This is a genomic window from Pseudomonas sp. SWRI68, from assembly GCF_014269165.1.
GTDB classification, from domain to species: Bacteria; Pseudomonadota; Gammaproteobacteria; order Pseudomonadales; family Pseudomonadaceae; genus Aquipseudomonas; species Aquipseudomonas capeferrum.
The window spans coordinates 133,763-156,219 of record NZ_JABWRU010000007.1 but is presented as its reverse complement, the minus strand read 5'-3'; the positions used below and the strand labels follow the sequence as shown (position 1 = coordinate 156,219).

29 protein-coding genes and 2 tRNA genes are annotated in these 22,457 nt (G+C 60.4%); 15 read left to right on the top strand and 16 right to left on the bottom strand.

The window, feature by feature from the left end:
• Positions 1-23: 23 nt before the first annotated feature.
• Positions 24-734: a histidine phosphatase family protein gene (locus HU770_RS13245; protein ID WP_186663843.1), complete on the bottom strand. Its 711-nt coding sequence runs from the start codon at positions 732-734 to the stop codon at positions 24-26.
• Positions 735-932: 198 nt separating this feature from the next.
• On the opposite strand from HU770_RS13245, the gene sohB reads away from it, so the two are divergent.
• The 3 genes from sohB (at position 933) to trbK (ending at position 2,713) form a co-directional block, all read left to right on the top strand.
• A complete protein-coding gene (sohB, locus tag HU770_RS13240; protein WP_186660103.1) occupies positions 933-1,952 on the top strand; it encodes a protease SohB in 1,020 nt (339 codons plus the stop codon).
• Positions 1,953-2,106: 154 nt separating this feature from the next.
• Positions 2,107-2,180, top strand: a tRNA-Cys gene (locus HU770_RS13235).
• 314 nt (positions 2,181-2,494) lie between these two features.
• A complete protein-coding gene (gene trbK, locus HU770_RS13230; protein ID WP_033696822.1) occupies positions 2,495-2,713 on the top strand; it encodes an entry exclusion lipoprotein TrbK in 219 nt (72 codons plus the stop codon).
• 114 nt (positions 2,714-2,827) lie between these two features.
• Here trbK and HU770_RS13225 read toward each other — a convergent pair whose 3' ends face one another.
• The gene (locus HU770_RS13225; RefSeq protein ID WP_186660101.1) at positions 2,828-3,727 is read right to left on the bottom strand and encodes an EamA family transporter; all 900 of its coding nucleotides are present in this window, start codon (positions 3,725-3,727) and stop codon (positions 2,828-2,830) included.
• Positions 3,728-3,905: 178 nt separating this feature from the next.
• Positions 3,906-4,973 carry an SDR family oxidoreductase gene (locus HU770_RS13220; RefSeq protein WP_186663842.1) on the bottom strand — a complete coding sequence of 356 codons (1,068 nt, stop codon included), beginning with the start codon at positions 4,971-4,973 and terminating at the stop codon, positions 3,906-3,908.
• A gap of 73 nt (positions 4,974-5,046) precedes the next feature.
• Between HU770_RS13220 and HU770_RS13215 the strand changes: the two genes are divergently transcribed.
• Positions 5,047-5,442 (top strand): MerR family transcriptional regulator, encoded by a 396-nt coding sequence (locus HU770_RS13215; protein WP_186660097.1) that lies wholly within the window; start codon positions 5,047-5,049, stop codon positions 5,440-5,442.
• A gap of 89 nt (positions 5,443-5,531) precedes the next feature.
• On the opposite strand, the gene HU770_RS13210 is transcribed toward HU770_RS13215, so the two are convergent.
• Both HU770_RS13210 and HU770_RS13205 read right to left on the bottom strand, forming a co-directional pair.
• Positions 5,532-5,900 (bottom strand): hypothetical protein, encoded by a 369-nt coding sequence (locus HU770_RS13210; protein ID WP_186663841.1) that lies wholly within the window; start codon positions 5,898-5,900, stop codon positions 5,532-5,534.
• On the bottom strand, positions 5,872-6,129 hold the full coding sequence (locus tag HU770_RS13205) for a DUF6434 domain-containing protein (protein ID WP_050506020.1): 258 nt from the start codon (positions 6,127-6,129) through the stop codon (positions 5,872-5,874). Before HU770_RS13205 ends, HU770_RS13210 begins: the two co-directional genes overlap by 29 nt.
• A 179-nt stretch (positions 6,130-6,308) precedes the next feature.
• Between HU770_RS13205 and HU770_RS13200 the strand changes: the two genes are divergently transcribed.
• The gene (locus tag HU770_RS13200) at positions 6,309-6,533 is read left to right on the top strand and encodes a hypothetical protein (protein WP_186660092.1); all 225 of its coding nucleotides are present in this window, start codon (positions 6,309-6,311) and stop codon (positions 6,531-6,533) included.
• A 341-nt stretch (positions 6,534-6,874) separates the two neighbouring features.
• Here the strand turns inward: HU770_RS13200 and HU770_RS13195 are convergent, their stop codons facing one another.
• Complete coding sequence (locus HU770_RS13195) at positions 6,875-7,153, bottom strand: hypothetical protein (protein WP_033696828.1); 279 nt, start codon at positions 7,151-7,153, stop codon at positions 6,875-6,877.
• A 507-nt stretch (positions 7,154-7,660) separates the two neighbouring features.
• Between HU770_RS13195 and HU770_RS13190 the strand changes: the two genes are divergently transcribed.
• Positions 7,661-7,858 carry a hypothetical protein gene (locus HU770_RS13190; RefSeq protein WP_186663840.1) on the top strand — a complete coding sequence of 66 codons (198 nt, stop codon included), beginning with the start codon at positions 7,661-7,663 and terminating at the stop codon, positions 7,856-7,858.
• 1 nt (position 7,859) lies between these two features.
• Here HU770_RS13190 and HU770_RS13185 read toward each other — a convergent pair whose 3' ends face one another.
• Together HU770_RS13185 and HU770_RS13180 are read right to left on the bottom strand one after the other, a co-directional pair.
• A complete protein-coding gene (locus HU770_RS13185; protein WP_033696831.1) occupies positions 7,860-8,273 on the bottom strand; it encodes a DoxX family protein in 414 nt (137 codons plus the stop codon).
• A 103-nt stretch (positions 8,274-8,376) separates the two neighbouring features.
• Positions 8,377-8,461 (bottom strand) — tRNA-Leu (locus HU770_RS13180).
• Between the two features lie 213 nt (positions 8,462-8,674).
• On the opposite strand from HU770_RS13180, the gene HU770_RS13175 reads away from it, so the two are divergent.
• The 4 genes from HU770_RS13175 (at position 8,675) to HU770_RS13160 (ending at position 12,028) form a co-directional block, all read left to right on the top strand.
• Positions 8,675-8,959 (top strand): hypothetical protein, encoded by a 285-nt coding sequence (locus HU770_RS13175; protein ID WP_186663839.1) that lies wholly within the window; start codon positions 8,675-8,677, stop codon positions 8,957-8,959.
• Between the two features lie 83 nt (positions 8,960-9,042).
• Complete coding sequence (locus HU770_RS13170) at positions 9,043-10,203, top strand: ATP-binding protein (protein ID WP_186660085.1); 1,161 nt, start codon at positions 9,043-9,045, stop codon at positions 10,201-10,203.
• Positions 10,204-10,208: 5 nt separating this feature from the next.
• Positions 10,209-11,654, top strand: a complete 1,446-nt coding sequence (locus HU770_RS13165) for an ATPase domain-containing protein (protein ID WP_186663838.1) — start codon at positions 10,209-10,211, stop codon at positions 11,652-11,654.
• Between the two features lie 11 nt (positions 11,655-11,665).
• Entirely contained in the window at positions 11,666-12,028 is a 363-nt protein-coding gene (locus tag HU770_RS13160; protein ID WP_186663837.1) for a response regulator, read from the top strand.
• Between the two features lie 45 nt (positions 12,029-12,073).
• Here the strand turns inward: HU770_RS13160 and csrA are convergent, their stop codons facing one another.
• From csrA to HU770_RS13120, 8 genes are all read right to left on the bottom strand, one after another.
• Positions 12,074-12,271, bottom strand: a complete 198-nt coding sequence (csrA, locus tag HU770_RS13155) for a carbon storage regulator CsrA (RefSeq protein ID WP_004375914.1) — start codon at positions 12,269-12,271, stop codon at positions 12,074-12,076.
• A gap of 253 nt (positions 12,272-12,524) precedes the next feature.
• Positions 12,525-13,547: a DNA topoisomerase IB gene (locus HU770_RS13150; RefSeq protein ID WP_186660079.1), complete on the bottom strand. Its 1,023-nt coding sequence runs from the start codon at positions 13,545-13,547 to the stop codon at positions 12,525-12,527.
• A gap of 57 nt (positions 13,548-13,604) precedes the next feature.
• Positions 13,605-14,696 carry a molybdenum ABC transporter ATP-binding protein gene (modC, locus tag HU770_RS13145; RefSeq protein WP_033696840.1) on the bottom strand — a complete coding sequence of 364 codons (1,092 nt, stop codon included), beginning with the start codon at positions 14,694-14,696 and terminating at the stop codon, positions 13,605-13,607.
• A gap of 1 nt (position 14,697) precedes the next feature.
• The gene (gene modB, locus HU770_RS13140; RefSeq protein ID WP_033696842.1) at positions 14,698-15,378 is read right to left on the bottom strand and encodes a molybdate ABC transporter permease subunit; all 681 of its coding nucleotides are present in this window, start codon (positions 15,376-15,378) and stop codon (positions 14,698-14,700) included.
• The gene (gene modA, locus HU770_RS13135; protein WP_186660064.1) at positions 15,378-16,136 is read right to left on the bottom strand and encodes a molybdate ABC transporter substrate-binding protein; all 759 of its coding nucleotides are present in this window, start codon (positions 16,134-16,136) and stop codon (positions 15,378-15,380) included. Before modA ends, modB begins: the two co-directional genes overlap by 1 nt.
• 107 nt (positions 16,137-16,243) lie before the next feature.
• The gene (locus HU770_RS13130; protein ID WP_186663836.1) at positions 16,244-17,320 is read right to left on the bottom strand and encodes a nitronate monooxygenase family protein; all 1,077 of its coding nucleotides are present in this window, start codon (positions 17,318-17,320) and stop codon (positions 16,244-16,246) included.
• A 51-nt stretch (positions 17,321-17,371) separates the two neighbouring features.
• Complete coding sequence (locus HU770_RS13125) at positions 17,372-17,542, bottom strand: hypothetical protein (protein ID WP_077068364.1); 171 nt, start codon at positions 17,540-17,542, stop codon at positions 17,372-17,374.
• A gap of 7 nt (positions 17,543-17,549) precedes the next feature.
• Positions 17,550-17,852, bottom strand: coding sequence for a DUF1883 domain-containing protein (locus HU770_RS13120; protein ID WP_033696846.1), 303 nt, complete (start codon positions 17,850-17,852; stop codon positions 17,550-17,552).
• 161 nt (positions 17,853-18,013) lie between these two features.
• On the opposite strand from HU770_RS13120, the gene HU770_RS13115 reads away from it, so the two are divergent.
• From HU770_RS13115 to galU, 5 genes are all read left to right on the top strand, one after another.
• Entirely contained in the window at positions 18,014-18,373 is a 360-nt protein-coding gene (locus HU770_RS13115) for a hypothetical protein (RefSeq protein WP_033696847.1), read from the top strand.
• A gap of 144 nt (positions 18,374-18,517) precedes the next feature.
• Entirely contained in the window at positions 18,518-19,168 is a 651-nt protein-coding gene (locus tag HU770_RS13110) for a c-type cytochrome (protein ID WP_186660059.1), read from the top strand.
• Positions 19,165-20,079, top strand: a complete 915-nt coding sequence (locus HU770_RS13105) for a c-type cytochrome (RefSeq protein WP_033696850.1) — start codon at positions 19,165-19,167, stop codon at positions 20,077-20,079. The genes HU770_RS13110 and HU770_RS13105 overlap by 4 nt, the downstream gene beginning before the upstream one ends.
• A gap of 102 nt (positions 20,080-20,181) precedes the next feature.
• Positions 20,182-21,543: a UDP-glucose/GDP-mannose dehydrogenase family protein gene (locus HU770_RS13100; protein WP_186663835.1), complete on the top strand. Its 1,362-nt coding sequence runs from the start codon at positions 20,182-20,184 to the stop codon at positions 21,541-21,543.
• A gap of 48 nt (positions 21,544-21,591) precedes the next feature.
• A complete protein-coding gene (gene galU, locus HU770_RS13095) occupies positions 21,592-22,431 on the top strand; it encodes a UTP--glucose-1-phosphate uridylyltransferase GalU (protein ID WP_033696852.1) in 840 nt (279 codons plus the stop codon).
• The last annotated feature ends 26 nt before the right edge of the window (positions 22,432-22,457 follow it).

The following is a 22,457-nucleotide window of genomic DNA, read 5'->3' as shown; positions in this document are numbered from 1 at the left end:
CGCAGGGACACAACAAGCCGGGCTCATCGGTAGGTGATGAGCTCCGGCGCCCTCAACAGCTGCACATGGGCTTGGCTGTTGAAGGAAGCCAGTGCCACGTCGCGGCCGCGGAACTTCAGCTGGCTGAGCGACGTGTTGATAATTTGCCAGTTCAGTGCGAAAGCCTGGCTGGGGGTAATGCAGGTGACCAGGTGGAGCAGGGCGGCGATGGTGCCGCCGGAGGTGAAGATGGCGATGTTGTCGCCACTGCCTGCGGCTTCGAGCACACGCTGCAAGCCCTTCTGGACGCGGGCGGTGAAGGCCTGCCAGGTCTCCAGGCCGTCGTCGGCATGCTCGCCATCGTGCCAGCGCTGCACCATCAAGGCGAACAGGCGCTGGAATTCACTGCGGTGCTGCGCGCCATTGCGCAAGATGTGCAGGGCGTTGGGTTCGTGCTCCATCAGCCCCGGCAGCAGGGCGTGGATCACCCCGTCGGCATCGAATTCATTGAACGCCGCGTCGGTCTCTACAGTCGGTACCGCGCAGCCACTGGCGTGCAAGGCCTCCAACGCCAGGCGTGCGGTATCCTGCTGACGGCGCAGGTCGCCGGCCACGCAACGATCCAGCCGCACACCGAGCTGAGCCAGGTGTTCGCCCAGGGCCTGGCTCTGACGCACACCGACGGCTGAGAGGACGTCGTAGTCTTCGGCACCAAAGGAGGCTTGGCCATGTCGGATCAGGTAGAGGTTGCCCACGAAGGTATCCGGCCTGTTGGAGGTTGCTGCGAGGTTAGGATGTGCCACACAGGCTGTCAACGAAAAAACATACAAGCGTTTGAAAAGGTTGTTTGAACTGTGTTGCCAGCGTTTACACCGGCTGGCAGCGCCTCAGGCGCACCGGTATGCTTGTAGCAGTTACGCGCTGAACTGGCGCCAGTCTTTGAAGGAGTCAACGTGGAGTTTCTTGCCGAATACGCAAGCTTTCTCGCTAAAACCGCCACCTTGGTGATTGCCATCCTGGTGGTGTTGTCGGCTATTGCCGGTTTGCGCGGCAAAGGGCGGCGCAAACCGGGCGGGCAGCTGCAGGTCACGCGTCTGAACGAGTTCTATAAAGAGCTGCGCGAGCGCCTGGAGTCGGGTTTGCTCGACAAGGCCCAGCTCAAGGCCTTGCGCAAGCAGCAGGCAAAGGCGGAAAAACAGCAGAAAAAAGCCAAGGCTGAAGAAAAGAGCCGGGTCTTCGTGCTCGATTTCGATGGCGACATCAAAGCCTCGGCCACCGAGAGCCTGCGCAACGAGATCACCGCCCTGCTGACCCTCGCCACCCCGCGTGACGAGGTGGTGCTGCGGCTCGAAAGCGGCGGTGGCCTGGTGCACAGCTATGGCCTGGCCGCTTCGCAACTGGCGCGTATTCGCCAGGCAGGCATCCCGCTGACCGTGTGCATCGACAAGGTGGCGGCCAGCGGTGGTTACATGATGGCCTGCATTGGCGAGAAGATTGTCAGCGCACCCTTTGCCGTGCTGGGTTCGATTGGTGTGGTGGCGCAACTGCCCAACGTCAATCGTCTGCTGAAGAAGCACAACATCGATTTCGAGGTGCTCACCGCCGGCGAATACAAGCGCACCCTCACGGTGTTCGGTGAAAACACCGAGAAGGGCAGGGAGAAGTTCCAGGAAGACCTGGACATCACCCACCAGCTGTTCAAGGATTTTGTCGCCCGCTATCGGCCACAGCTGCACATGGACGAAGTGGCCACCGGCGAAGTCTGGCTGGGCGTGGCAGCGCTTAACCGCAAGCTGGTGGACGAGCTGCAGACCAGCGACGAATACCTGAGCGACCGCGCCCGCAACGCCAACCTGTTCCACTTGCACTTTGCTGAGCGCAAGAGCCTGCAGGAACGCATCGGCATGGCCGCCAGCGGCACGGTGGAGAACACCGTGGTGGGGCTTTGGAGCAAGCTCGGCCGCTTGCGCTAACACCTTGAACCCCTTGAAATTTTTTTCTGTTCAGGGGGTTGCAAGGTTCATTGAATGCAGACATAATGGCGCCCATCGAAACGCAGCGAACTTTGAAAAAGGTTCAGTGTTTCAAGGAGATAGAAAGGCGCAAGCGGCTAACTCCAAACTTTGAGGCCGAGTAGCAAAGTGGTTATGCTCCGGATTGCAAATCCGTCTACGCCGGTTCGATTCCGACCTCGGCCTCCATTATTCGAAAGCCCCGCAGATTAACGTCTGCGGGGTTTTTCTTTGTGGGTCGAAAAAGACAGGGGTTCCGAATCTACAGAGGTGGAGTTTCGAAACTTCAGCCTTTCGAGGGGTTGGCGATGGCGCCGACGCGGCGGTAAACGCGCGCCATATCGTCCCTGCGCATGGAATTGATGATGCAGGTGCCGCCATCTCTGGTGAGGCGTTATGGTTGGATAGGGTAGGGCGCTGGCTGGTTGATGGCACTGCGCCACGTTTTGCAGGGCATTTCGATCTTTGGTATAACGCCCGCCCATTTCACAGGAAGGAACCTCATGAAGCGCACCCTTACCACAATGCTCGCTGCTGCACTTGCTATGGGCTTGGCCGGCTGCAAAGAAGAAGCCGCCGATACTGCCGCCTACGAGCCCACTGCCGAACACTGCCAGCCGGACTACCTCAAAACGCTTCCAGACAACAAGGCCCGGGAAGACCTGGTCGAAAAGTGCATGACCGGTGGCTCGTACAAGAAGTCAGAGCCGAAGACCTGGTAACGCCCGTCCTTCGTCAGTTCCGAATCTGGCCATTGCTTGGTGGGGCTTACGCGCTCACCCGTTCGGCGATAGATGCGCTTGGTGTGTGCGCCGAGTGCTGACTCCAAAAGCGAATTACACCGCAGACGGCTGTGCTGTCTTCTTGCCTAATCGGATCAATTCGTTTGAGAAACACAGTCCAGTGAGGATGAGCCCGGCCCCCCAGTACAACGTGTCTCGCGGTACCTCATTAAGGACCACGAACGCCAGAAGTGCGGCAAACAGCGGTTCAGTCAGTTCCAGTGCTTGAACTTGTGATGGCTTTAAATACTCGATGGCCTTGGTGGTGCAGAAGAAACCGAGGATGGTCGGCAATGCAGCCAGGGCCACCAAAGCCATGACCGCCACCCGTGACAGCTCTCCCATGATGAACCCATTGGTTGCAGCCGGCATCAGCAGGTAAAGACTCCCGAAAAACAATAGCTGCCGAGTGAAATGCAGTCCTCCAGAAACGCCCATGCGCTTCATGGCAACCGAAAACGCGCCATAACCGCAGCCTCCAATCGACGCGAGCACTGCGCCTTGCAGCGAAAAACCTTGTTCCAGGTCTGCTCCAAAAACCACGGCAATACCGGCTATCGTCAATCCGGCACCTACCGCTGCGTTGGCGGTGATTGGGTCCTTGAGGACTATCCGGCCCAGTAATAACGAAGAAATGGAAGCACTTGCCATCAGGATCACCACCACGCCCGCTGCGGCGTAATGGTTATAGGCCGAGGTTTCAAAGTGGAACAACACGAAAATGCCGAGAAAGGCGCAGACGGCTGCATGGAGCCACTTAGCCGTATGCCAAGGCCGCTTGAGGAACAGCAGCAAGACTGACAGCAGTAGGCAGCCGAGTACGGTCTTTATCAGGGCGATACTGCTGGGGCTGAACCCACTGTTCATCAGCACCTTGCTGAATACTCCGATTGTTGCATTCAGTGCAGCGGCGCAGAGTGCAAAGAGGACACCTTTGCCGAATTGAGATTGCATCAGTACATTCCTTGTTAATGTATGCTGGATTGCTCGTGGGCGAGGCTAAGTGTCGATCCTTTTGACCAACCAAACGGTCTGAAATTAACTATTTGGTCTGCGAAGAAAATAGAGTGCATAAAGGGCAGCAATAAATGCCAATGTGCGCAGAGGGCAAGCATCTCTGTAAAGGGCTAGATTATGGCTTCGTCACGTAGTCCTTGACGTAGCGCACCGTGTTCTCGATAGCACGTGTCATGTTGGGATGGGTTAATTGATACTTCCGTTCCAGTTGTCTACTCATACCCATATCGAAGCGCTGCACCTGAATAAAATTTAATGACTCGGCGCTGATCGCGAACCGGGTCGCCAGTCCGGGAATGGTCAATAGCGACCTGAGCAACCCTATTGGTACATGGCGGCGGGGTGCCTTGACGTCTAGCGTTTTTGCGATCTGCAGAAGCATCCCTTGTAAGCTCGGTGTTCGCTCATAGAGCGCCAGGACCTGACGGTTGGCCATGAAGGGGTCGAAGGCCACGCAAATCATCATCTTCACCAGGTAATCGACGCTGACTAATGGTAACCAATGCCTGACAGAGCCGGGTACAGCTTTGAACTGGCCTTGTGCCAGGTTTCGAATCAGTTCGGAAAACGGTTGGCCTTCCAAGATATGTCCGTTCTCGCTGTGGCCACACACCGTAGCAGGATGAACAATCGTGTAATCCGCGTCTGCGTCTTGCATGTAGCGGATGACAGCAAAATGGGATTCGAGTTTGCTGCCTTCATAGCCACCTACACGGGCGTAGACCGCAGGCCAGTCTGTGTTCTCGGGGCATGTGATATCAACTCCGATACTGTTGAGGTGGGTAAGGTTTTGTAGCATGAAACCGCCCACCATCAGCAGTCGGATGCGTTGGCTAGCCGCAAGCTTGGCCACGCTCAGAGCACCCTGAACATTAATTGCGCGAGCACGCTCCAGTGTCAGTCCCCAGGAGAATTGCGCAGCGAGGTGGAAAATCACAGTGGCCGAAGACACGTTTTGCTTGTCTGCCTCGCTGAGTCCAAGCCCCTCCCTGCTGATATCGCCCTCAACGGCATGGATAAGCGCAGGGTTACCTCCCAGTTGGCCTACCTGTTCCCTGAGACGCTCTATGTTTCCAGGGGTGCGCATAAGCACCCAGGTCTTGTGCCCTTTCGCCGTAATACGGCTCAGTAGATGTTGCCCCACAAACCCACTGCCACCTGTGATGAAGCATTCCGCACTCATGACTGAATCCTTGTTTAGCTGATCGGCGCAGGCTAAGGTGTAGAGCCTACTCTACAGTCAAGGATTTTTTACCGTGAACATTGGTGAGTTGGAGCGCCGGAGTGGGATCAGCCGCCACGCATTGCGCTATTACGAACAGCTCGGCCTTATCGTGCCCCATCGACAAGCCAACAACTACCGCAGCTACAGCGAACAGACCGTTGTCGATTTAGCCTTCATTCAGAGTGCGCAGAGCGGAGGTTTTTCACTCGCAGAGATTGGGGAAATTCTTGCGGCCAGGCGGGGTAATAACATCGATTGCGCGCGCGGTGTGGTTTTGGTAGCCGCCAAGATGGCCGAGATTCAAACGAAGATCACTACACTGCAAGCCGCTTATGTTTTTCTAAGCGCGGAGCGTGCGAAGCTTGAAGCCAGTGCTTTGGCCAACGGACAGACTATTCCTCAACTGCCTGACCATGGTCATGTCTAAGACTCAATGTGCAAGAGCAAGGCATCCCGGCCAGGTCAGACTGTAAAAGTGCAAGCCCGCCGAGGTGGCGGGCTTGCAGAGATGGCAGTTTAAATGCTCATCCGTTCAATCTTCGATGTGTTGCCCAACAGATCGAGTGCCGTGCCCAGGGACGGAGTAATCGACCGAACGCCAGGGAAACCATTCTTCTCGTCAAGATAGAGAATCGATCCGGCAACCATGGCCAGGCCCACTGCACCTGCCAAGTTGGCAGCGGAGGCAGGGATGCGTCGCGAGTCCTGCCACAGGAACAGAAGGGCACCGACCAGAAGTTCGCCTGCCCTGGAAGGCAGCATGTAATAAGCGAACGAGGGGGCGCGAGCCAGGAAGTACTCACTCACCGCGAAGGAACCGATAGCGAGAATGACGCCGGTTGCCACCAGCAGGCGCTTACCTCCGACCTTCATGGCGATGATCATCAACGCCGGCCATATCAGATAGAACTGCTCTTCTACGCAGCCATTCATCAGCAACGTCGCCCAGTGTTACGGGCTCGCCGCCCTTGATCCAGGCCATGAAGGTGCGATCGAACTTGAAGCCATCGCCGCATTCGCCGACCATGAACTGCCGGACCTTCTGCGTGTTGCGGTAGTTCTTGTCCAGCGGGGTTGCACGGGTGATCGGCCCTGCGTGCCAGTCAAAACTCATTCCCTGCTCCTTGGGTGGCGAAGTCGCCCGCAGCGTAGCACCGCTCGTGCTGCAGAACACTGACGGTGTAAGCACCCTCTGTGCCCACACACGGGTAGGCAAATTTTTAAGTAGCGCTTATGTAGCCGGAGGAGGAGTATTGATGGCTTCCCGGCGCAATGTCGGAGGGAGTCATCTCAATGGATCGCAAGCCCAGCAATCAGGAAGTCGCAGTAGCGATCGGCATAAGCGAAGCGGAAGTCCTACGATACCGAAGCGAAACGTTGTTGCTCGGCGATGGCTCATGGCTGATCCACTTCACGTTCGTGATGCCCAAAGAGCTTCGGTTCGGCTTGACCGGGAGCTTTTCCCACATCTTGAAAGCGCCGCCGCCTTCCGGTGACCGGCGGATGGAGGCTCTTTAACTGCTGGCAGTTGGGGCGGGCAGGGGAATTCACCCCGTCAGTGACGGATGAGGCGTATAGTGACAAACGAGTTGCTGCATTCCAGTGACTTCCCTATCGAGGTTCAGTCATGAATGCCTCCCATCAGTCCCCCACGCACAAAGCCCACCTGCGGCTCGACGAGCAGATCAAAGTATTCCTCTCAAAAGGCGGGTCCATCCAGGAGGTGGCTTCCGGTATTGGCGCTTCCGATCGCGTCGGCCCCAGGCAGCCTTCGGCCAGGTGGTCCAATTCGAAGGGCTAGGCCTTGCGTTTGAGACGTTAAAGCAAAACCGGCCAGTGGCCGGTTTTTTTGTGGGCTTTCAGCTGTCTGCTGATGGGCGTGTGGGGAAATGCTGAGGATACAGCGCCCTGTCCACCTCCAGCTTTTCAGCGTCGCCAATACGCTTGCGCACTTCGGCGTAGAACTGCTGGCTCTGATTTTGGAACCTGATAAAGTCGCGGTCGCACTCCGCCTGCGCGGCCATCAGCTCCAGGCCGGCAAGCCCCTGGGTGGACTTGCGCGACAGGACATAGGCCTGCCAAGCGTTTTCAACCTTCAGCAGCCCTCTAGCGAACGCTTTTGTCTCGATTGTCGCCATTGGAACACCCTCTTTGAGCCAAATAGGCTCGTCGGTGTGGATCGCCAGAGCGACGATGGGCAAGCGCGTTGAAACGCCGATTACCAAGGCATCGGATAGCTGAGCTTAGCGTGTTTTCTGGGTGACGCCGCATAGTGGTTGGAGCGAGGAAAGGGGCTAGGCCCAACATGGCGTCAGGCAGTTATTAAGCGGCAAAAGAAAAGCCCGCCGACAATGGGCGGGCTAAAGAACGTACGGAGCAAGGCCAGTGTGCCAAGCAGGTTGTCGATAATATGTGAAGAGGGTGTCATACGGCTGTCGTTTGCTGCGGGTATTCAAGCCAGGTGCTTCCCCGTCATCAACAAACCCCCCGCGCAAAAAAAGCCCGCCATTAAATGGCGGGCAAGGAACGCTTGAAGGGAGAGCCTGCAGACTGCCCGCGCCCGGTTAACCCAGCATTAAGCGGCCATCCATTGACCTTGCCCACTGTTCAGCCTATATAGGCCTCCCGCCAATCCAGGAGCCAGCATGCGCGACGAAGACGACCTGCACGAACCCGAGCATGACCACCTGCTCGACCACGAATTCCTCTACGACGACATCGAGTACGAAGCAGATGCCCAAGGCGCGCTAGACGAAGTCGAAGAAGATGAGGAAACGCTGGATGATCTCGATGACGAGGACCGTGATCACCCAGCCTGGCACGACGACTGCGAAGACGATTGAGTCAACGGCGGTCCAGCGAGAAACGCCCGGGGCCGCTCACTGCCAGCAACAACAAGCCGCCAATGATGCTCAAGTTTTTCAGGAACTGAGTCATGTTGGCGCTGCGTTCGGGGTCGACCATGTTCCAGAACGGGTGGCCGATCAGCGCGGTGCCCAGCACGAACAGTGCGAACAGAAATGCCAGTGGGCGGGTATAGAACCCCAGAATCAGCACGATGGCGACAAAGAACTCCATCACCACTGCAACTGCTGCGGCAAGCATTGGCGCAGGCGCGCCTAGTGATGTCATGTAGCTGACCGTACCTTCAAAACCAGTCAGTTTGGCCCAGCCGGATACAACAAACAGAATCATCAACAGTATGCGGGCAATCAGGATGATGACGTCGCGTTGACCATCGAACAGGGAGTAGCGCATGGCGGCGTTCCAGTGGACGGGGACAAACTCCACTCTAGCAGTTGCGCCGGGAATTTCCGCAGGACGAAAAAAGGCGCCACAAGGGCGCCTTTTCGAAGGAATTTGGTGCGAGTGGCGGGACTCGAACCCGCAAGGCTCACGCCGACAGATTTTAAGTCTGCTGTGTATACCAATTCCACCACACTCGCACTTGAATGGGTCTGAGCGACCGGCATGCTTCTAAGTCAATGCTTTTAAGTAGAAGAGCCTTGCATTCAAGCGCGCTTTATAACCCATTGTTATAGTTGAGTCAACCGCAGCACCTATGATCAAGGGTGTGAAGGGTGCTCGAATGGGTGATTGACACCTTGCTGTCATTACGCCACTGTTGCCCCTCATTTGGATCCAATGGTTATGAAGCGATGACTCGGGCCAGTTCGTCCGATGCAAGTGGTCGTGTGGTGCGCCCGCGGTTTATATGGCGTCTGTTGTTCGCCCTGGTGACACTGCTGGGGGCGTTTCTCTATGTGAGCCTCATCAGCCTCGGCGGTTATTTGCTGATGCTAGGGTTTGACGCCGAGCACCCGCAACCCCAACGCATGATGGCTTTGGCGGGCGGCGGCGGCATTCTGCTGGTGGGCCTGTGGCTGCTCAAGGTGGCGCTGCCGCGTCGAGTGAGCCCTGTACTGGTCGACCGTGACCGCTGACAAACAGTTGCCACAGGGCGGATGCAGGGTGACACTGCTGGTTAGGCCTATTTTCTACCTCCCGCTGTGCCTGTGGAGTTTGCATGGTTTCAGCTGACTGCCTCGATCACCCCGTCATTCCCGCTCACCGCTATGAACAACTGGTTCAGTCGGTGGTGGACTACGCCATCTACATGCTCGACCCGGATGGGCGCGTGGTTTCCTGGAACGCTGGCGCCGAACGGATCAAGGGCTACCGCGCAGATGAAGTGATCGGCCGGCATTTCTCGTTGTTCTTCACCCCTCAGGATTGTGCCGAAGGGCGCCCCGAACGCCTGCTGCGCCAAGCGCTGGAGCAGGGGGTGGCGCAGGATGAGGGCTGGCGCGTGCGCAAGGACGGCTCGCAATTCTGGGCGATGGCCGCGCTGGACGTGATCCGTGACGATCTCGGGCAGATCGTCGGCCTGGCCAAGGTTACCCGGGATATCACTGACCGGCGCGATTCTGCGCTGCAGCTCGATGCTGTGCGTGCCCAGCTGTTCCAGGCGCAGAAGCTCGAAGCCCTTGGTCAACTGACCGGTGGGCTGGCGCATGATTTCAACAACATGCTGACCATCATCCTGAGCTCGGCACGGCTGGCCATGAACGCTCAGGACCCGGCGCGTATCCAACGTATGCTGCAACACATTGTCGACGCCGGGCAGCGGGGTACCGAACTGACCCAGCAACTGCTCAGTTTTGCCCGACACCGCAAACTCGATGTCAGCCGCGTCGCGCCCTTGGAACTGATCGCCGCCACCCGTGGGCTGCTGGAACATTCGCTGCCCAGTGACATCGACCTGGAGCATCACCTGCCGTCAACCTTGCCATCAATAGAAGTGGATGCAGGGCAGTTGCAGATGGTGCTGCTGAACCTGTTGTTCAATGCCCGCGATGCTATCCCGGGCAGTGGCCAAATCCGTATGGCGGCCGAGGTTGTCGAGCTTGTCGGTGAGGTGGAGGGGTTGCATGGCAGCTTCGTGTGCTTCGAGGTGCAGGACAGCGGAAGCGGGATCGCCCCTGACGTGCTGCCACGCATTTTCGAGCCGTTCTTCACCACCAAGGCATTCGGCAAGGGAACCGGCCTGGGCCTCAGCCAGGTCTATGGCTTCGCCAAGCAGAGCAATGGCGCCATCAGCGTCGACAGCGTGCTCGGCAGGGGCACCTGCATGCGTCTCTATTTACCCACGTCTGACCCACAAGCAGATCGCCAACTCGACAGGTAGAAACCATGGCACAGGCACTCAAGCGGCTGGTGACGGGGATCGAAGGGCTCGATGCGCTGCTCAGGGGGGGGCTGGTGGCGGGGGCGTCGTACATCATTCAAGGCCCACCCGGCGCGGGTAAAACCATTCTCGCCAATCAGTTGGCCTGTCACCACGTGCAGACTGGCGGCAGGGTGCTGGTGGCGACGTTGCTCAGTGAATCCCACGAGCGGCTGTTCCAGTACCTGGGTACCCTTGAATTTTTCGACCCGAGCCTGGTTGGCGACCAGATCCAGTTCGTCAGTGCCTTCGACGCCCTCGAGCAGGAAGGGCTCGATGCCGTGGTCAAGTTGCTGCGCCAGGAGATCGGGCGCCAGCAGGCCAGCCTACTCATCGTGGACGGTGTGCTCAATGCCCGCGTGCGTGCGCAGACGCACCTGGACACGAAAAAATTCGTCTCGGAACTGCAAGGCCACGCAGCTTTTGCCGGCTGCACCGTGTTGCTGTTGACCAGTGCACGGCTGGACGAAGGCAGCCCGGAACACACGATGGTCGATGGGGTGATCGAGCTGGGCGAGCAACTGGTCGGCAGCCGTGCCGTACGCCACATTCAGTTGCGCAAGACGCGTGGCAGCGCAGCCTTGTCGGGCCGTCACGAATGCCTGATCGACGAAGCGGGCATGCATGTGTTTCCGCGACTGGAGTCGCTGCTCGGTCACCTCAGTCAGAAGGGCAACGCCACGCTGAGCCGGGTCTCTTCAGGCATCATGAGCCTGGATGAAATGTGCGGTGGCGGGCTGGCCGCTGGCTCGGTCAGCCTGTTGATGGGGCCTTCCGGTATCGGCAAGACGTCCCTGGGCCTGGCATTTCTGGGCGCATGTACCGAGCGGGCGCCAGGGGTGCACTTCGGTTTCTACGAAACGCCCGAACGCTTGCGCCTCAAAGCGGCGTCGCTGGGCTACGATTTTGCCGCACTTGAGCGCGAAGGTGCCCTGCAGTTGTGCTGGCAGCCCACCACGGAGGGTTTGCTGGACCAGGTTGGCGCGCGCTTGCTTGAACGTGTCGAGGCGCAAGGCAGCAAGCGTGTGGTGATCGACAGCCTGGGTGCCTTCAGCCGTCTGGCGATCGACCCGACGCGGCTCAACGCGTTTTTCCGCGCCTTGACTGCTGAGCTGCGAGCACGTGAAGTCAGTGTGCTGTTGACCTGGGAAATGCGTGACATCTTCGGTTCGGAAATCACTGCGCCGATAGCGGACCTGTCGAGCATCGTCGACAACCTGATGCTGATGCGCTTCGTCGAGCTGCAGTCGCAGCTGCGGCGCATGCTGTCGATCCTCAAGGTGCGTGACAGCCACCATGACCCTGCGTTGCACGAGCTGCTGCTCGGCCCCCAGGGCATCACCTTGCGCAAGGCCTTCGAGGGCGCCAGCGGCGTGCTCTCTGGGGCCCCTGTGCCGCAGGGGAGCGGGTGACGGGCCCTCTGATGAACACCATTCTGATCGTCGATGACGAATACCTGATCGCCGACATCCTCGGCTTCGCCCTTGAGGATGAAGGTTATCTGGTGGAGAAGGCGAGCAATGGCCTCAAGGCCCTGGAAGCGCTCAAGGAAAAACGCGTCGAGCTGGTGATCACCGACTACATGATGCCCCTGCTCAATGGCGAAGAGCTGGTGCGCTCGATGCGCGATGAGCTGCACCTGAGCGACCTGCCGGTCATCTTGATGAGCGGCGGCCAGGTTAGCCAGGCCAACCACGGGTGCCCGGAACTGTTCGCCGCGGTATTCGACAAACCCTTCGATATGGACAGGATGATCGCCAAGGTGCGCGAACTGCTGGGCACCTGAGGCACCGTCGATCAAGCGCGTCCGTGCGGCTTGAGGTGGGGTCGCTCAGTGCGAGTCGTCGTGTTTTTCCGGGGCCGGGCTGCCAGCCTGGATACGCTTGAAGATCTCTTCGCGGTGCACCTGGACATCTTTCGGTGCGTCGATACCAATCCTCACCTGCATCCCTTTGACGCCCAGAATGGTGACTTTGATGTCATCGTTGATGACGATGCTTTCGCCAACCTTACGGGTGAGTATCAGCATGTAGTTCTCCTTGGTAATGTTGAAATCCGTCGGGCTATTTGCCGCGGCGGTGGGAGCCAGTCCCTCTTCCTTCTCATTAAAGACGCTTTCGGCGGATAGGAATTCCCCGACAGACAAATTCTGTTGCGTGTCTTCAGTTGCAGGCGCCGATAGTTACCGCAAGCGGATTGTCGGCGAAGGTGCTCGGTGGCAAGAATAGGGGGGTTCAGCCCGTATGGGAAATTTCTCTGCATCATGGCCTAAATAGACAGTGTCAATGATCGTACTGTTCCTCTAGTGCCTGAAGAAATAACAGCAACGCGACTTCCTCCGGGTCCAGGCCCTTGCGGTTACGCTTGCGCGGCAAACTGGCCAGCCGCCCGAGGGCAAAGTGTTCCAGCACCGCCGGGTGGATGTAGCAGCGTCGGCACACCGCCGGGGTGTTGCCCAGGCGTGTGGCGACCTGTTTGACGATGGCCGCGACCTGGCGCTTCGCTTCGCTTTCCGGCTCCCATGCCAGCGGCCTGAGCAGGTCCAGCGCCAGGCTGCTGCCGGCCCAGGTGCGGTAGTCCTTGGCAGTGAAATCGGCGCCAGTGAGTTCCTGCAAAAACTGGTTGATCTCGCTGGAGCCGACGCTGCGGCGTTGGCCGTCTTCGTCCAGGTACTGGAACAGCGCCTGGCCCGGCAGCTCCATGCAACGCTTGAGCAGGTTTGCCAGGCGCCGGTCATGCAAGGTGACGTCGTGCTCGACGCCGCGCTTGCCGCGGAACTGGAAGCGGATGCTGCCGCCTTGCACCTTGACGTGGCGGTTGCGCAGCGTGGTCAGCCCGTATGACTGGTTGTCGCGCAGGTATCGCTGGTTGCCGATGCGGATCAGGGTGTGGTCCAGCAGGCTCACCACCAGTGCCATGACCTTTTCCCGGTCCAGGCCCGGGCGGGCCAGGTGCGTTTCCAGTTGCAGGCGCAGTTTCGGCAGTGCCTGAGCAAAGGCCAGCATGCGCCCGTATTTGTGCTGGTCACGCAGTTCGCGCCATTGCTCATGGTAGCGGTACTGCTTGCGGCCACGGGCGTCGCGGCCAGTAGCTTGCAGGTGACCCTGCGGGTCGGCGCAGATCCACACTTCGCTGTACGCCGGCGGAATCACCAGCGCGGCGATGCGCGCGAGGGTGTCGGCGTCGCGCACCCGTTGGCCCTCGGCATCAAAGTAGATGAAGCGGTCGCGCCAGCGCCGCCGGCTCAGGCCCGGTTGGCTGTCGTCAACGTAATGCAAGGTGCGGGGCAGGGGGCAGTCGAGCATTGGCGGCAGGCCTCGATCAGGTCACTGATCAATGGACAACGGCCGCGTGGTGGTTGCTCAGCCCAACAATGCCACCGACTTGATCTGGGCAAACAGTGCCTGGCCTGGGTGCAGGCCCAACTGGTCTGCCGAATAGCGAGTGATACGCGCCAGCAAGGCATTGCCGCCGGCATCCAGGCTGACCAGGACATGGGCCGGGTTGTCTGCCGGGCGGCTTTCACGCACCCGCACCGGCAACCGATTGAGGATGCTCGAGGCGCTGTCTGCGGCCAGGGCCAGGCTTACATCGCGGGCCTGAACCTTGACCCGCAGGGTACTGCCCATGACATGCGCAGGGTGGGCGATGCGCAAGAGTGGCGCGCTACTGCCGGGCAGGCGTAGGTCGAGCAAATCGTAATGAGGGTCATGACCGACCACCAGGCCTTCGAACACCACCCCGGCGTCCTCGCCCTGGGCCAATGAAAGGTCGAGGCGCGCCAGCGTTTCGCCGATCGGGCCGCTGGCCACGGCCTGGCCTTGCTCCAGCAACACCAGGTGGTCTGCCAGCCGCGCCACTTCGTCCTGGGCGTGGCTGACATACACCAGCGGGATTTCCAGCTCGTCATGCAGGCGCTCCAGGTACGGCAGGATCTCGCGCTTGCGCGGCCCGTCGAGGGCCGCCAGTGGCTCGTCCATCAGCAACAGCCGTGGGCTGCTGAGCAGCGCACGGGCAATGCCGACGCGCTGGGCCTCGCCGCCGGACAAGGTGGCCGGGCGGCGTGCCAGCAGGTGGCCGATGCCCAACAGTTGGCAGGCCTGATCAAGGCTGACCTTGCGCTCGCCCGGCGCAATTCGCCGCCAGCCGAACTCCAGGTTGCTGCGTACCGACAGGTGCGGGAACAGGCTGGCTTCCTGGAATACGTAGCCCACCGGTCGCAGATGCGGCGCCTGGAAATAGCCGCTCGCGCTGTCTTCCCAAACCTCGCCGTTGATCTCGATATACGCGCTGGCAGCCCGCTCCAGCCCCGCCAGGCAGCGCAGGCATGACGTCTTGCCCGAGCCGGAGTGGCCGAACAGCGCGCTGATACCGCGCCCTGGCAGCAGCAGGTCGACATCCAGGGTAAAGTCGTCGCGCGCCAACTCCAGGCGCGCCACAATCGATCCAGTCATTTCAGCTCCAGCCAGCTTTGCCGCGGCGCCCAGCGTATAGCAATAGCAGCACCAGGAACGAAAACACCAGCATGGCACCGGCCAGCCAGTGGGCTTGCGAATATTCCATAGCCTCGACGTGATCGAAGATCTGCACCGAGACCACGCGGGTCTTGTCGGGGATGTTGCCGCCAATCATCAGCACCACGCCAAACTCACCCACGGTATGGGCGAAACCCAGGATGCTCGCGGTGACGAAGCCGGGGCGGGCCAGCGGCAGTACCACATGAACGAAGGTGTCCCAGGGGCTGGCGCGCAGGGTGGCTGCCACTTCCAGTGGCCGTTGGCCGATAGCGCCAAAGGCATTTTGCAGCGGCTGCACCACGAACGGCATGGAATAGATCACCGAGCCAATCACCAACCCCGTGAAGCTGAACACCACGCTACCCAGGCCTAGTGCCTGGGTAGCCTGGCCAAGCCAACCGTGCGGGCCGAGGGCGATCAGCAGGTAAAAGCCGATCACCGTCGGTGGCAGCACCAGCGGCAACGCCACCACGGCGCCCACCGGCCCGCGTAACCACGAACGCGTGCGCGCCAGCCACCAGGCGATGGGCGTACCGAGGACCAGCAGAATCAGGGTGGTCAAGCTGGCCAGTTTGACGGTCAGCCAGATTGCCCCCAGGTCACTGGCGTCCAGTGGCATCAGATTTCATAACCGTAGGACTTGATCACCGCTGCGGCTTTCGGGCCCTTCAGGTACTCGACCAGCGCCTTGGCGGCGGCATTGTCTTTGCCCTTGTTGAGGATCACGGCGTCCTGGCGGATGGGGTCGTGCAGCGCGGACGGCACGATCCAGGCCGAGCCGCTGGTTACCTTGCCGTCCTTGTAGATCTGCGACAGGGCAACGAAGCCCAGCTCGGCATTGCCGGTGGATACGAACTGGAAGGCCTGGGTGATGTTCTGGCCTTCGACGATCTTGCCCTTGGTGGCCTCGGCCAGGTTCAGTTTGTCCAGCACCTGCGTCGCGGCCAGGCCGTAAGGGGCGGCTTTAGGGTTGGCGATGGACAGGTGCTTGTAGGCGTTCTTTTTCAGCACTTCACCTTTGGCGTCCACGTAACCTACCTTCGCCGACCACAGGGCCAGGGTGCCGATGGCGTAGGTGAAACGCGAACCGGGTACGATTTCGTTTTCTTGCTCGAGCTTGGCTGGGGTGCTGTCATCGGCGGCGAGGAACACTTCGAACGGCGCACCGTTCTTGATTTGTGCGTAGAACTGCCCGGTGGCACCGTAGGCTGCAACCAGCTTGTGGCCGGTGTCTTTCTCGAAGTCCTTGGCGATGGCCTGGATCGGTGCTGTGAAGTTAGCTGCGACCGCGACCTGAACCTCGTCGGCCCAGGCAGTGTTGAGGCAGATCAGGCTGGCCAGGGCAGTGGCAGCCAGGTGCAGTGGGCGGATTCGCATGAAGACAGCTCCTTGGGATTATCGTTATAGCGTTAACTATATAGCGATACGCCATTGGCCGGGAAGGGCCTGAGGGCAACTGTGTTATAGACGTTCGCAAACCGGGTTCAGCGCCCGATTTGTTGCAGGGCCTTGTCGGCGATATCCCGGGTCAGCTCACCTGCCGGCAGGTGCCTGCCCAGGCGCAGCGCCTGGCCTGACCAGAGGTTGCTGAAGTCGCTGTTGCCCTGGGGGTCGGTGATTGCGCGCAGCGGCATCAGCGCGCCACCCGCCAGCGGAAAGCGCGGTGCCAGCTCGCTCATCGGCCCCAGTTCGCGCATGACGCGATTGATGATGCCCCGCGCCGGGCGGCCGGTGAACAGATTGGTCAGTGCGGTTTCGCTGGCCGGCGCGGTGTCCAGAGCGTGGCGGTGAGCGGCAGAAACCTTGGCCTCAGGGCAGAACAGGTAGGCCGTGCCGATCTGCACGGCCGACGCGCCGAGGGCCAGGGCCGCGACCAGGCCGCGGTGGTCGCCGATGCCGCCGGCTGCAATCACCGGCACCTTGACCGCATCGGCAATCTGCGGCACCAGGGCGAAGGTGCCAATCTGGCTGGTGATGTCTTCGCTGAGGAACATGCCACGATGGCCGCCGGCTTCATAGCCCATGGCGATGATCGCGTCGCAGCCGTGGCGCTCCAGCCACACCGCTTCTGCCACCGTGGTGGCGCTGGACAGCACCTTGGCGCCGGTTGCCTTGACCCTCTGCAGCAACTGCGGCGCGGGCAGGCCGAAATGGAAACTCACCACTTCAGGGTGCAGTCGCTCGACCAGTTGGCAGCTTTGCTCATCGAAAGGCGCACGGTTGGAGGCCGGGGTGGGGGCCTCGAAGTCGGCACCCACTTCGCTGTAGTAAGGCTTCAATGCCTGCTTCCAGCGCGCATCGCGCTCGGCATCGTGCAGCGGTGGCTGGTGGCAGAAGAAGTTCAGGTTCAGCGGGCGCCCAGGGCAGGCGGCGCGAAATGCCTCGATCTCTTCAGCGATCTGCGCGGCGGTGAGCATGGCGCAGGGCAGCGCACCGAGGCCGCCCGCAGCGCCCACGGCAATGGCCATGGCCGAGCCGGTCGCACCGGCCATCGGCGCCTGGAGAATGGGCAGCTCGATGCCCAGCAGATCGAGGATGCGACGGTCAGGCCACTGGCTCATGCGATTCTCCTTGCGGGCAGCGTGATCGGTACGGCAGTGCACGTAGGGCGTTTACAGGGCCTTGCTGACCTGGATGTCGCTGATCTTCACGGCATCGTCGCCGTGGATCTTTTGCAGCGCTTGCAGCGCCTGCTCCACGGAAGCCTCGGGCATGAACGCGAATTCAAAGCGGCGCTCGCCGTCGAGTTTGTATTTGATGACGTACTTGATGGTCTGGGTCATGGCGGTCTTATCTGAGTTTCGACGACGAGCGACGGATGATCTTGATCTTGTGGGTCAAGGTCGGTTTGCGCGTTACCGAGATCGGGCGAGTGGTCACGGTATCGAGGGTGATGTTCCAGAAACCGGTACTTGGCACGGTGATCTTTGCCGGGAACTGGTCAAAAGCACCCCCGTGGTAGGTGTGCCGGCCGCCATTTTTGAAACTGCGGAAGTTGGCGTCGTTCATCAGGCGGATGTTGCAGCGCTGGGAGCACTCGATGACGACGATATCGTCTTCGTTCAGGTGCTCGCGCTGGTGTACGAATTTCATGTGATGCTCCGCAAGGTTTGGATCTGCAAAGGCGAAAGATACCACGATGTAGCGTTACACTGCCGCGCCTGTTGGCCAGGCGTAGATAAATCTGCCAAAGCAGGGAGCAAAACAGCCCGGCGGTGGTCGAACGGGATTCTTGAAAGGCAGAGGTGCTGCAAATGAAATGGATGGTAGCGGCGTTGTCCCTGACGCTGGGTGGCTGTGTCAGCGTTTCGGAGCTTGAACAATCGCGCGAAACAATGGATGTGATCTCTGGCAAGACGCCGCGTGAATACGCAGATTGCATCAAGCAGAAGCTGGCCGATACCCGTGATCCGTTGGTCGAGGAGCCGCGAGGCGACGGCCTGCGCCTGATCGTGCCGCAGAAGCTCACGTCCGGGGCCGGGCCTGCGGCGTTGGTCGATATCGACAAGCGTGGCAGCGGCAGCAGCATCAAACTGCGTGAGCGGTTGAACAACTTCCCGCTGCGCCTGGGCGACGTGCGTACGGCGACGACGCAGTGCATTTCTGGCCATTGATCTGGCGCAATTGATTCGCGGTTAAAAAGCCAATAACCCTCGCTTGGCGAGTCTGGTGGTGTTGCGATTTGCCTTACGGGTCTAGTATCCATTTGCTTATGTTTTTTAAGCCTAAGCTTATAACAAAAGAAATGGAGATTCGTGATGACACCGTTGAGTCGAGTCGTGATCGGCAGCTTGCTGATCCTGGCCTGGCCCACGGCGCATGCCGCCGATGGCCAGAAAATCTTCACCCAGGGCGGGGCGAACCCCGCCGCCATGGCCTGCCTAGGTTGCCATGGGCCAGACGGCAAGGGCATTGCCGCCGCCGGGTTCCCCCGTTTGGCCGGGTTACCCGCCGGCTACCTGAGCAAACAGTTGCACGACTGGCGTGATGGCACGCGCAAGCAGCCGGTCATGGAACCGCTCGCCAAGGCTTTGAGCGAAGACGAGATCAAGGCGGTCAGCGCGTACCTGGCCAGCCTACCGGCCGAGCCTGCGGCTGACCTGCGCCGCCAGCAGATTGCCGATGACCCCACCACGCGCATGGCCCTGTACGGTGATTGGGGGCGACAGATACCCGGTTGTGTGCAATGCCACGGCCCTGGTGGCAGTGGGGTAGGTGAGCATTTTCCGCCCTTGGCAGGCCAGCCTGCGGCTTACTTGATGGCGCAGCTCAATGCCTGGCGCGACGGCAGCCGCAGCAATGACCCCAACCAACTGATGGTGGGCGTGGCCAAGGCGATGACCGATGACGAGGTCAAGGCCATTGCCGAGTTCTTCGCCCGCCCCGCCAGCCTGGAGGTCACGCCATGAAGCCCTTGATTCCCGCCGCGCTGCTGTTGGCCATGGGCAGTGCCCAGGCCGCCCCGATCGCCATGGAAGACCAGTCGCAGTTGAAGGTGCCAGGCGTGCAGGCCGCGCCGCAGTTCGTGCCGCCCGCCGAAAGCGAGTTGCCGGACAATGCCTTTGGCAAGATGGTCCGCGAGGGCCATGCCTTGTTTGTCGATACCCGACGCAAGATGCCGGAAGCCGTGGGTAACGGTTTGAACTGCAGCAACTGCCACCTCGACCAGGGACGGCTGGCACACTCCGCGCCGATGTGGGGCGCGTACCCGATGTACCCGGCCTATCGCAAGAAAAACGACAAGGTCAACACCTATGCCGAGCGCATCCAGGGGTGTTTCCAGTTCAGCATGAACGGCAAGCCACCGGCGGCGGACAGCCCGCAGATGACGGCGCTGTCGGTGTATGCCTACTGGTTGTCGACCAAGGCACCCACAGGCGTCGAGATCGCGGGTCGCGGCTATCCGGACGTGGCGCAACCCCAGGGTGGCTACGACTTCAAGCGCGGCCAGCAGGTTTACCGTGAGCAATGTGCGATTTGCCATGGTGACAACGGCGAAGGGCAGAAGGTGGCCGGTGAGTACGTGATGCCGCCGCTGTGGGGCAAGGACTCCTACAACTGGGGGGCCGGTATGCACCGGATCAACACGGCAGCGTCCTTCATCAAGTACAACATGCCACTGGGCAAACCGGGCAGCTTGAGCGATCAACAGGCCTGGGATGTGGCGGCGTGGATCAACCGCCACGAACGGCCGCAGGACCCGCGCTTGGTGGAGGGGTCTGTGGAGAAGACGCGGCTGAAGTTTCATGCCAATGACGGGGTGAACCTGTATGGCCAGCAAGTCGAGGGGGTGTTGATCGGGCAGGGAACGGGTAGCTGACGGGTTTGCTGCGCCGGCCGCCTTCTTTTGTCATCTGCCCGTCACCGCCCTGCAACCACCTTCGGGTTGCAATGACCGCCATCATCCTCAAGGAGCGCGGCCATGGAACTCTGTGTGATCGGGGCTGGGTATGTCGGCTTGGTAACGGCGGCCTGTTTTGCCGAAATGGGCAACCGGGTGACCTGCCTGGAACGTGATCCGCAGCGCTTGATGCAGTTGCGCCAGGGCCAGTGCCCGATCCACGAGCCAGGCCTGCCGGCACTCTTGCACAGCGGCATGCAGGCGGGCCGCCTGCTGTTCAGCGATGATTGGCAGCAGGCGCTGGCCAGTGCCGAGGTGGTGTTTATCGCCGTGGGCACGCCCAGCCAGGAGGACGGTTCGGCCGATCTGCAGCATGTGCTGGGCGTTGCCGACAGCCTGGGGTGCCACCTGACACGCCCAAGCCTGGTGGTGAACAAGTCGACAGTACCGGTAGGTACTGCAGAGCGGGTGGCCCGGCACATTGCAGTCGGTTTGCGCGCGCGTGGCGCAGGCTTTGCTGTCGAGGTGGCGAGCAACCCCGAGTTTCTCAAGGAGGGCAGCGCCATCGATGACTTCATGCGCCCCGACCGCATCATCATCGGCAGCGACAGTGCGGTGGCCGGCCAGTGCCTGCAGCGGCTGTATGCACCCTTTGTGCGTAACTGCGAACGCATTCTGTTGATGGCGCCCCGCGCCGCCGAGTTCAGCAAATACGCCGCCAACGCCTTTCTGGCCACCAAGGTTTCCTTCATCAATGAGCTGGCGGGGCTTTGCGCACAGCTGGATGTGGACATCGAGCAGGTGCGCCGGGGCATCGGCAGTGATCGGCGCATCGGTAGCCATTTTATCTATGCCGGGTGTGGCTACGGCGGTTCGTGCTTCCCCAAGGATGTCCGGGCCCTGCTTCGCACTGCCGAGCAGCAGGGCTACCAGGCCGCGATTCTGCAGGCGGTGCAGGCACGCAACGACGAACAGAAGACCTTGCTGTTCAAGGCGCTGCACCAGCACTTTGGCGGCTTCATGCGTGGGCGTAGCGTCGCGCTCTGGGGGCTGGCCTTCAAACCGGGCACTGACGACCTTCGCGAGGCGCCCAGCTTGGTGCTGATCGATGCGTTGCTTGCGGCGGGGGCCCGGGTACAGGCCTGCGACCCGGTGGCACTTGGCGGCATGCAGGGGCGTTATCCGCAGGCCGTGGCCAGCGGTCAGTTGCGCCTGAGCGAAGACCCTTACGCCTGTGCCGAGGGCGCAGACGCCCTGGTGCTGGTGACCGAATGGAAGCAGTTTCGGCAGCCGGATTTCGTGCGTGTGCGGGGGCTTATGCGTATGCCAGTGCTATTTGATGGGCGCAATATTTACGATCCCTTGGAACTATCTACACTGGGTTATCTCTATCATGGCATCGGTCGGCCTCAGGTGGGGCATTGTAAGGTGACTGCCGCCTGATTAGACTGCGCCGAATTCCACAGGCCTAGCCTTTGTTTAAGGACGTATATGATCAAGAAATGCTTGTTCCCGGCCGCCGGTTACGGCACCCGCTTCCTGCCCGCTACCAAAGCCATGCCCAAGGAAATGCTGCCGGTGGTCAACAAGCCACTGATCCAGTATGGCGTTGAAGAAGCGCTGGATGCCGGCCTGAACGAGATCTCCATTGTGACCGGCCGTGGCAAGCGTGCCCTGGAAGACCACTTCGACATCAGCTACGAGCTGGAAAACCAGATCAAGGGCACCGACAAGGAAAAGTACCTGGTCGGTATCCGTCGTCTGCTTAACGAGTGCTCCTTCTCCTACACCCGTCAGACCGAGATGAAGGGCCTGGGCCACGCGATCCTCACCGGCCGCCCGTTGATCGGTGACGAACCGTTCGCGGTGGTGCTGGCTGACGACCTGTGCGTCAACCCGGAAGGTGACGGTGTACTGACCCAGATGGTCAAACTGTTCAAGCAGTACCGCTGCTCGATCGTCGCCATCCAGGAAGTCGACCCGCAGGAAACCAACAAGTACGGCGTAATCGCCGGTGAGATGATCCGCGACGACATCTACCGTGTCACCAACATGGTCGAAAAGCCTGCACCGGAAGACGCGCCTTCGAACCTGGCGATCATCGGCCGCTACATCCTGACCCCGGACATCTTCGATATCATCGCCAACACCGAGCCTGGCAAAGGTGGCGAAATCCAGATCACTGACGCCCTGCTGCAACAGGCCAAAGATGGCTGCGTGATTGCCTACAAGTTCAAGGGCAAGCGTTTCGACTGCGGTGGCGCCGAAGGCTACATCGACGCGACCAACTTCTGCTTCGAGAACTACTACAAAACTGGCAAGGCTTACTGATAAGCCCCCGCTGGTCTGCAAGCCAC

What these genes read in the sequence shown, in the direction of transcription:
- trbK (WP_033696822.1), top strand. Translation starts at nt 2,495, where the DNA reads ATGAAGCGCACCCTTACCACAATGCTCGCTGCTGCACTTGCTATGGGC.
- HU770_RS13225 (WP_186660101.1), bottom strand. Translation starts at nt 3,727, where the DNA reads ATGCAATCTCAATTCGGCAAAGGTGTCCTCTTTGCACTCTGCGCCGCT.
- HU770_RS13220 (WP_186663842.1), bottom strand. Translation starts at nt 4,973, where the DNA reads ATGAGTGCGGAATGCTTCATCACAGGTGGCAGTGGGTTTGTGGGGCAA.
- HU770_RS13210 (WP_186663841.1), bottom strand. Translation starts at nt 5,900, where the DNA reads ATGATCATCGCCATGAAGGTCGGAGGTAAGCGCCTGCTGGTGGCAACC.
- HU770_RS13205 (WP_050506020.1), bottom strand. Translation starts at nt 6,129, where the DNA reads ATGAGTTTTGACTGGCACGCAGGGCCGATCACCCGTGCAACCCCGCTG.
- HU770_RS13200 (WP_186660092.1), top strand. Translation starts at nt 6,309, where the DNA reads ATGGATCGCAAGCCCAGCAATCAGGAAGTCGCAGTAGCGATCGGCATA.
- HU770_RS13195 (WP_033696828.1), bottom strand. Translation starts at nt 7,153, where the DNA reads ATGGCGACAATCGAGACAAAAGCGTTCGCTAGAGGGCTGCTGAAGGTT.
- HU770_RS13190 (WP_186663840.1), top strand. Translation starts at nt 7,661, where the DNA reads ATGCGCGACGAAGACGACCTGCACGAACCCGAGCATGACCACCTGCTC.
- HU770_RS13185 (WP_033696831.1), bottom strand. Translation starts at nt 8,273, where the DNA reads ATGCGCTACTCCCTGTTCGATGGTCAACGCGACGTCATCATCCTGATT.
- HU770_RS13175 (WP_186663839.1), top strand. Translation starts at nt 8,675, where the DNA reads ATGACTCGGGCCAGTTCGTCCGATGCAAGTGGTCGTGTGGTGCGCCCG.
- HU770_RS13170 (WP_186660085.1), top strand. Translation starts at nt 9,043, where the DNA reads ATGGTTTCAGCTGACTGCCTCGATCACCCCGTCATTCCCGCTCACCGC.
- HU770_RS13165 (WP_186663838.1), top strand. Translation starts at nt 10,209, where the DNA reads ATGGCACAGGCACTCAAGCGGCTGGTGACGGGGATCGAAGGGCTCGAT.
- HU770_RS13160 (WP_186663837.1), top strand. Translation starts at nt 11,666, where the DNA reads ATGAACACCATTCTGATCGTCGATGACGAATACCTGATCGCCGACATC.
- csrA (WP_004375914.1), bottom strand. Translation starts at nt 12,271, where the DNA reads ATGCTGATACTCACCCGTAAGGTTGGCGAAAGCATCGTCATCAACGAT.
- HU770_RS13150 (WP_186660079.1), bottom strand. Translation starts at nt 13,547, where the DNA reads ATGCTCGACTGCCCCCTGCCCCGCACCTTGCATTACGTTGACGACAGC.
- modC (WP_033696840.1), bottom strand. Translation starts at nt 14,696, where the DNA reads ATGACTGGATCGATTGTGGCGCGCCTGGAGTTGGCGCGCGACGACTTT.
- modB (WP_033696842.1), bottom strand. Translation starts at nt 15,378, where the DNA reads ATGCCACTGGACGCCAGTGACCTGGGGGCAATCTGGCTGACCGTCAAA.
- modA (WP_186660064.1), bottom strand. Translation starts at nt 16,136, where the DNA reads ATGCGAATCCGCCCACTGCACCTGGCTGCCACTGCCCTGGCCAGCCTG.
- HU770_RS13130 (WP_186663836.1), bottom strand. Translation starts at nt 17,320, where the DNA reads ATGAGCCAGTGGCCTGACCGTCGCATCCTCGATCTGCTGGGCATCGAG.
- HU770_RS13125 (WP_077068364.1), bottom strand. Translation starts at nt 17,542, where the DNA reads ATGACCCAGACCATCAAGTACGTCATCAAATACAAACTCGACGGCGAG.
- HU770_RS13120 (WP_033696846.1), bottom strand. Translation starts at nt 17,852, where the DNA reads ATGAAATTCGTACACCAGCGCGAGCACCTGAACGAAGACGATATCGTC.
- HU770_RS13115 (WP_033696847.1), top strand. Translation starts at nt 18,014, where the DNA reads ATGAAATGGATGGTAGCGGCGTTGTCCCTGACGCTGGGTGGCTGTGTC.
- HU770_RS13110 (WP_186660059.1), top strand. Translation starts at nt 18,518, where the DNA reads ATGACACCGTTGAGTCGAGTCGTGATCGGCAGCTTGCTGATCCTGGCC.
- HU770_RS13105 (WP_033696850.1), top strand. Translation starts at nt 19,165, where the DNA reads ATGAAGCCCTTGATTCCCGCCGCGCTGCTGTTGGCCATGGGCAGTGCC.
- HU770_RS13100 (WP_186663835.1), top strand. Translation starts at nt 20,182, where the DNA reads ATGGAACTCTGTGTGATCGGGGCTGGGTATGTCGGCTTGGTAACGGCG.
- galU (WP_033696852.1), top strand. Translation starts at nt 21,592, where the DNA reads ATGATCAAGAAATGCTTGTTCCCGGCCGCCGGTTACGGCACCCGCTTC.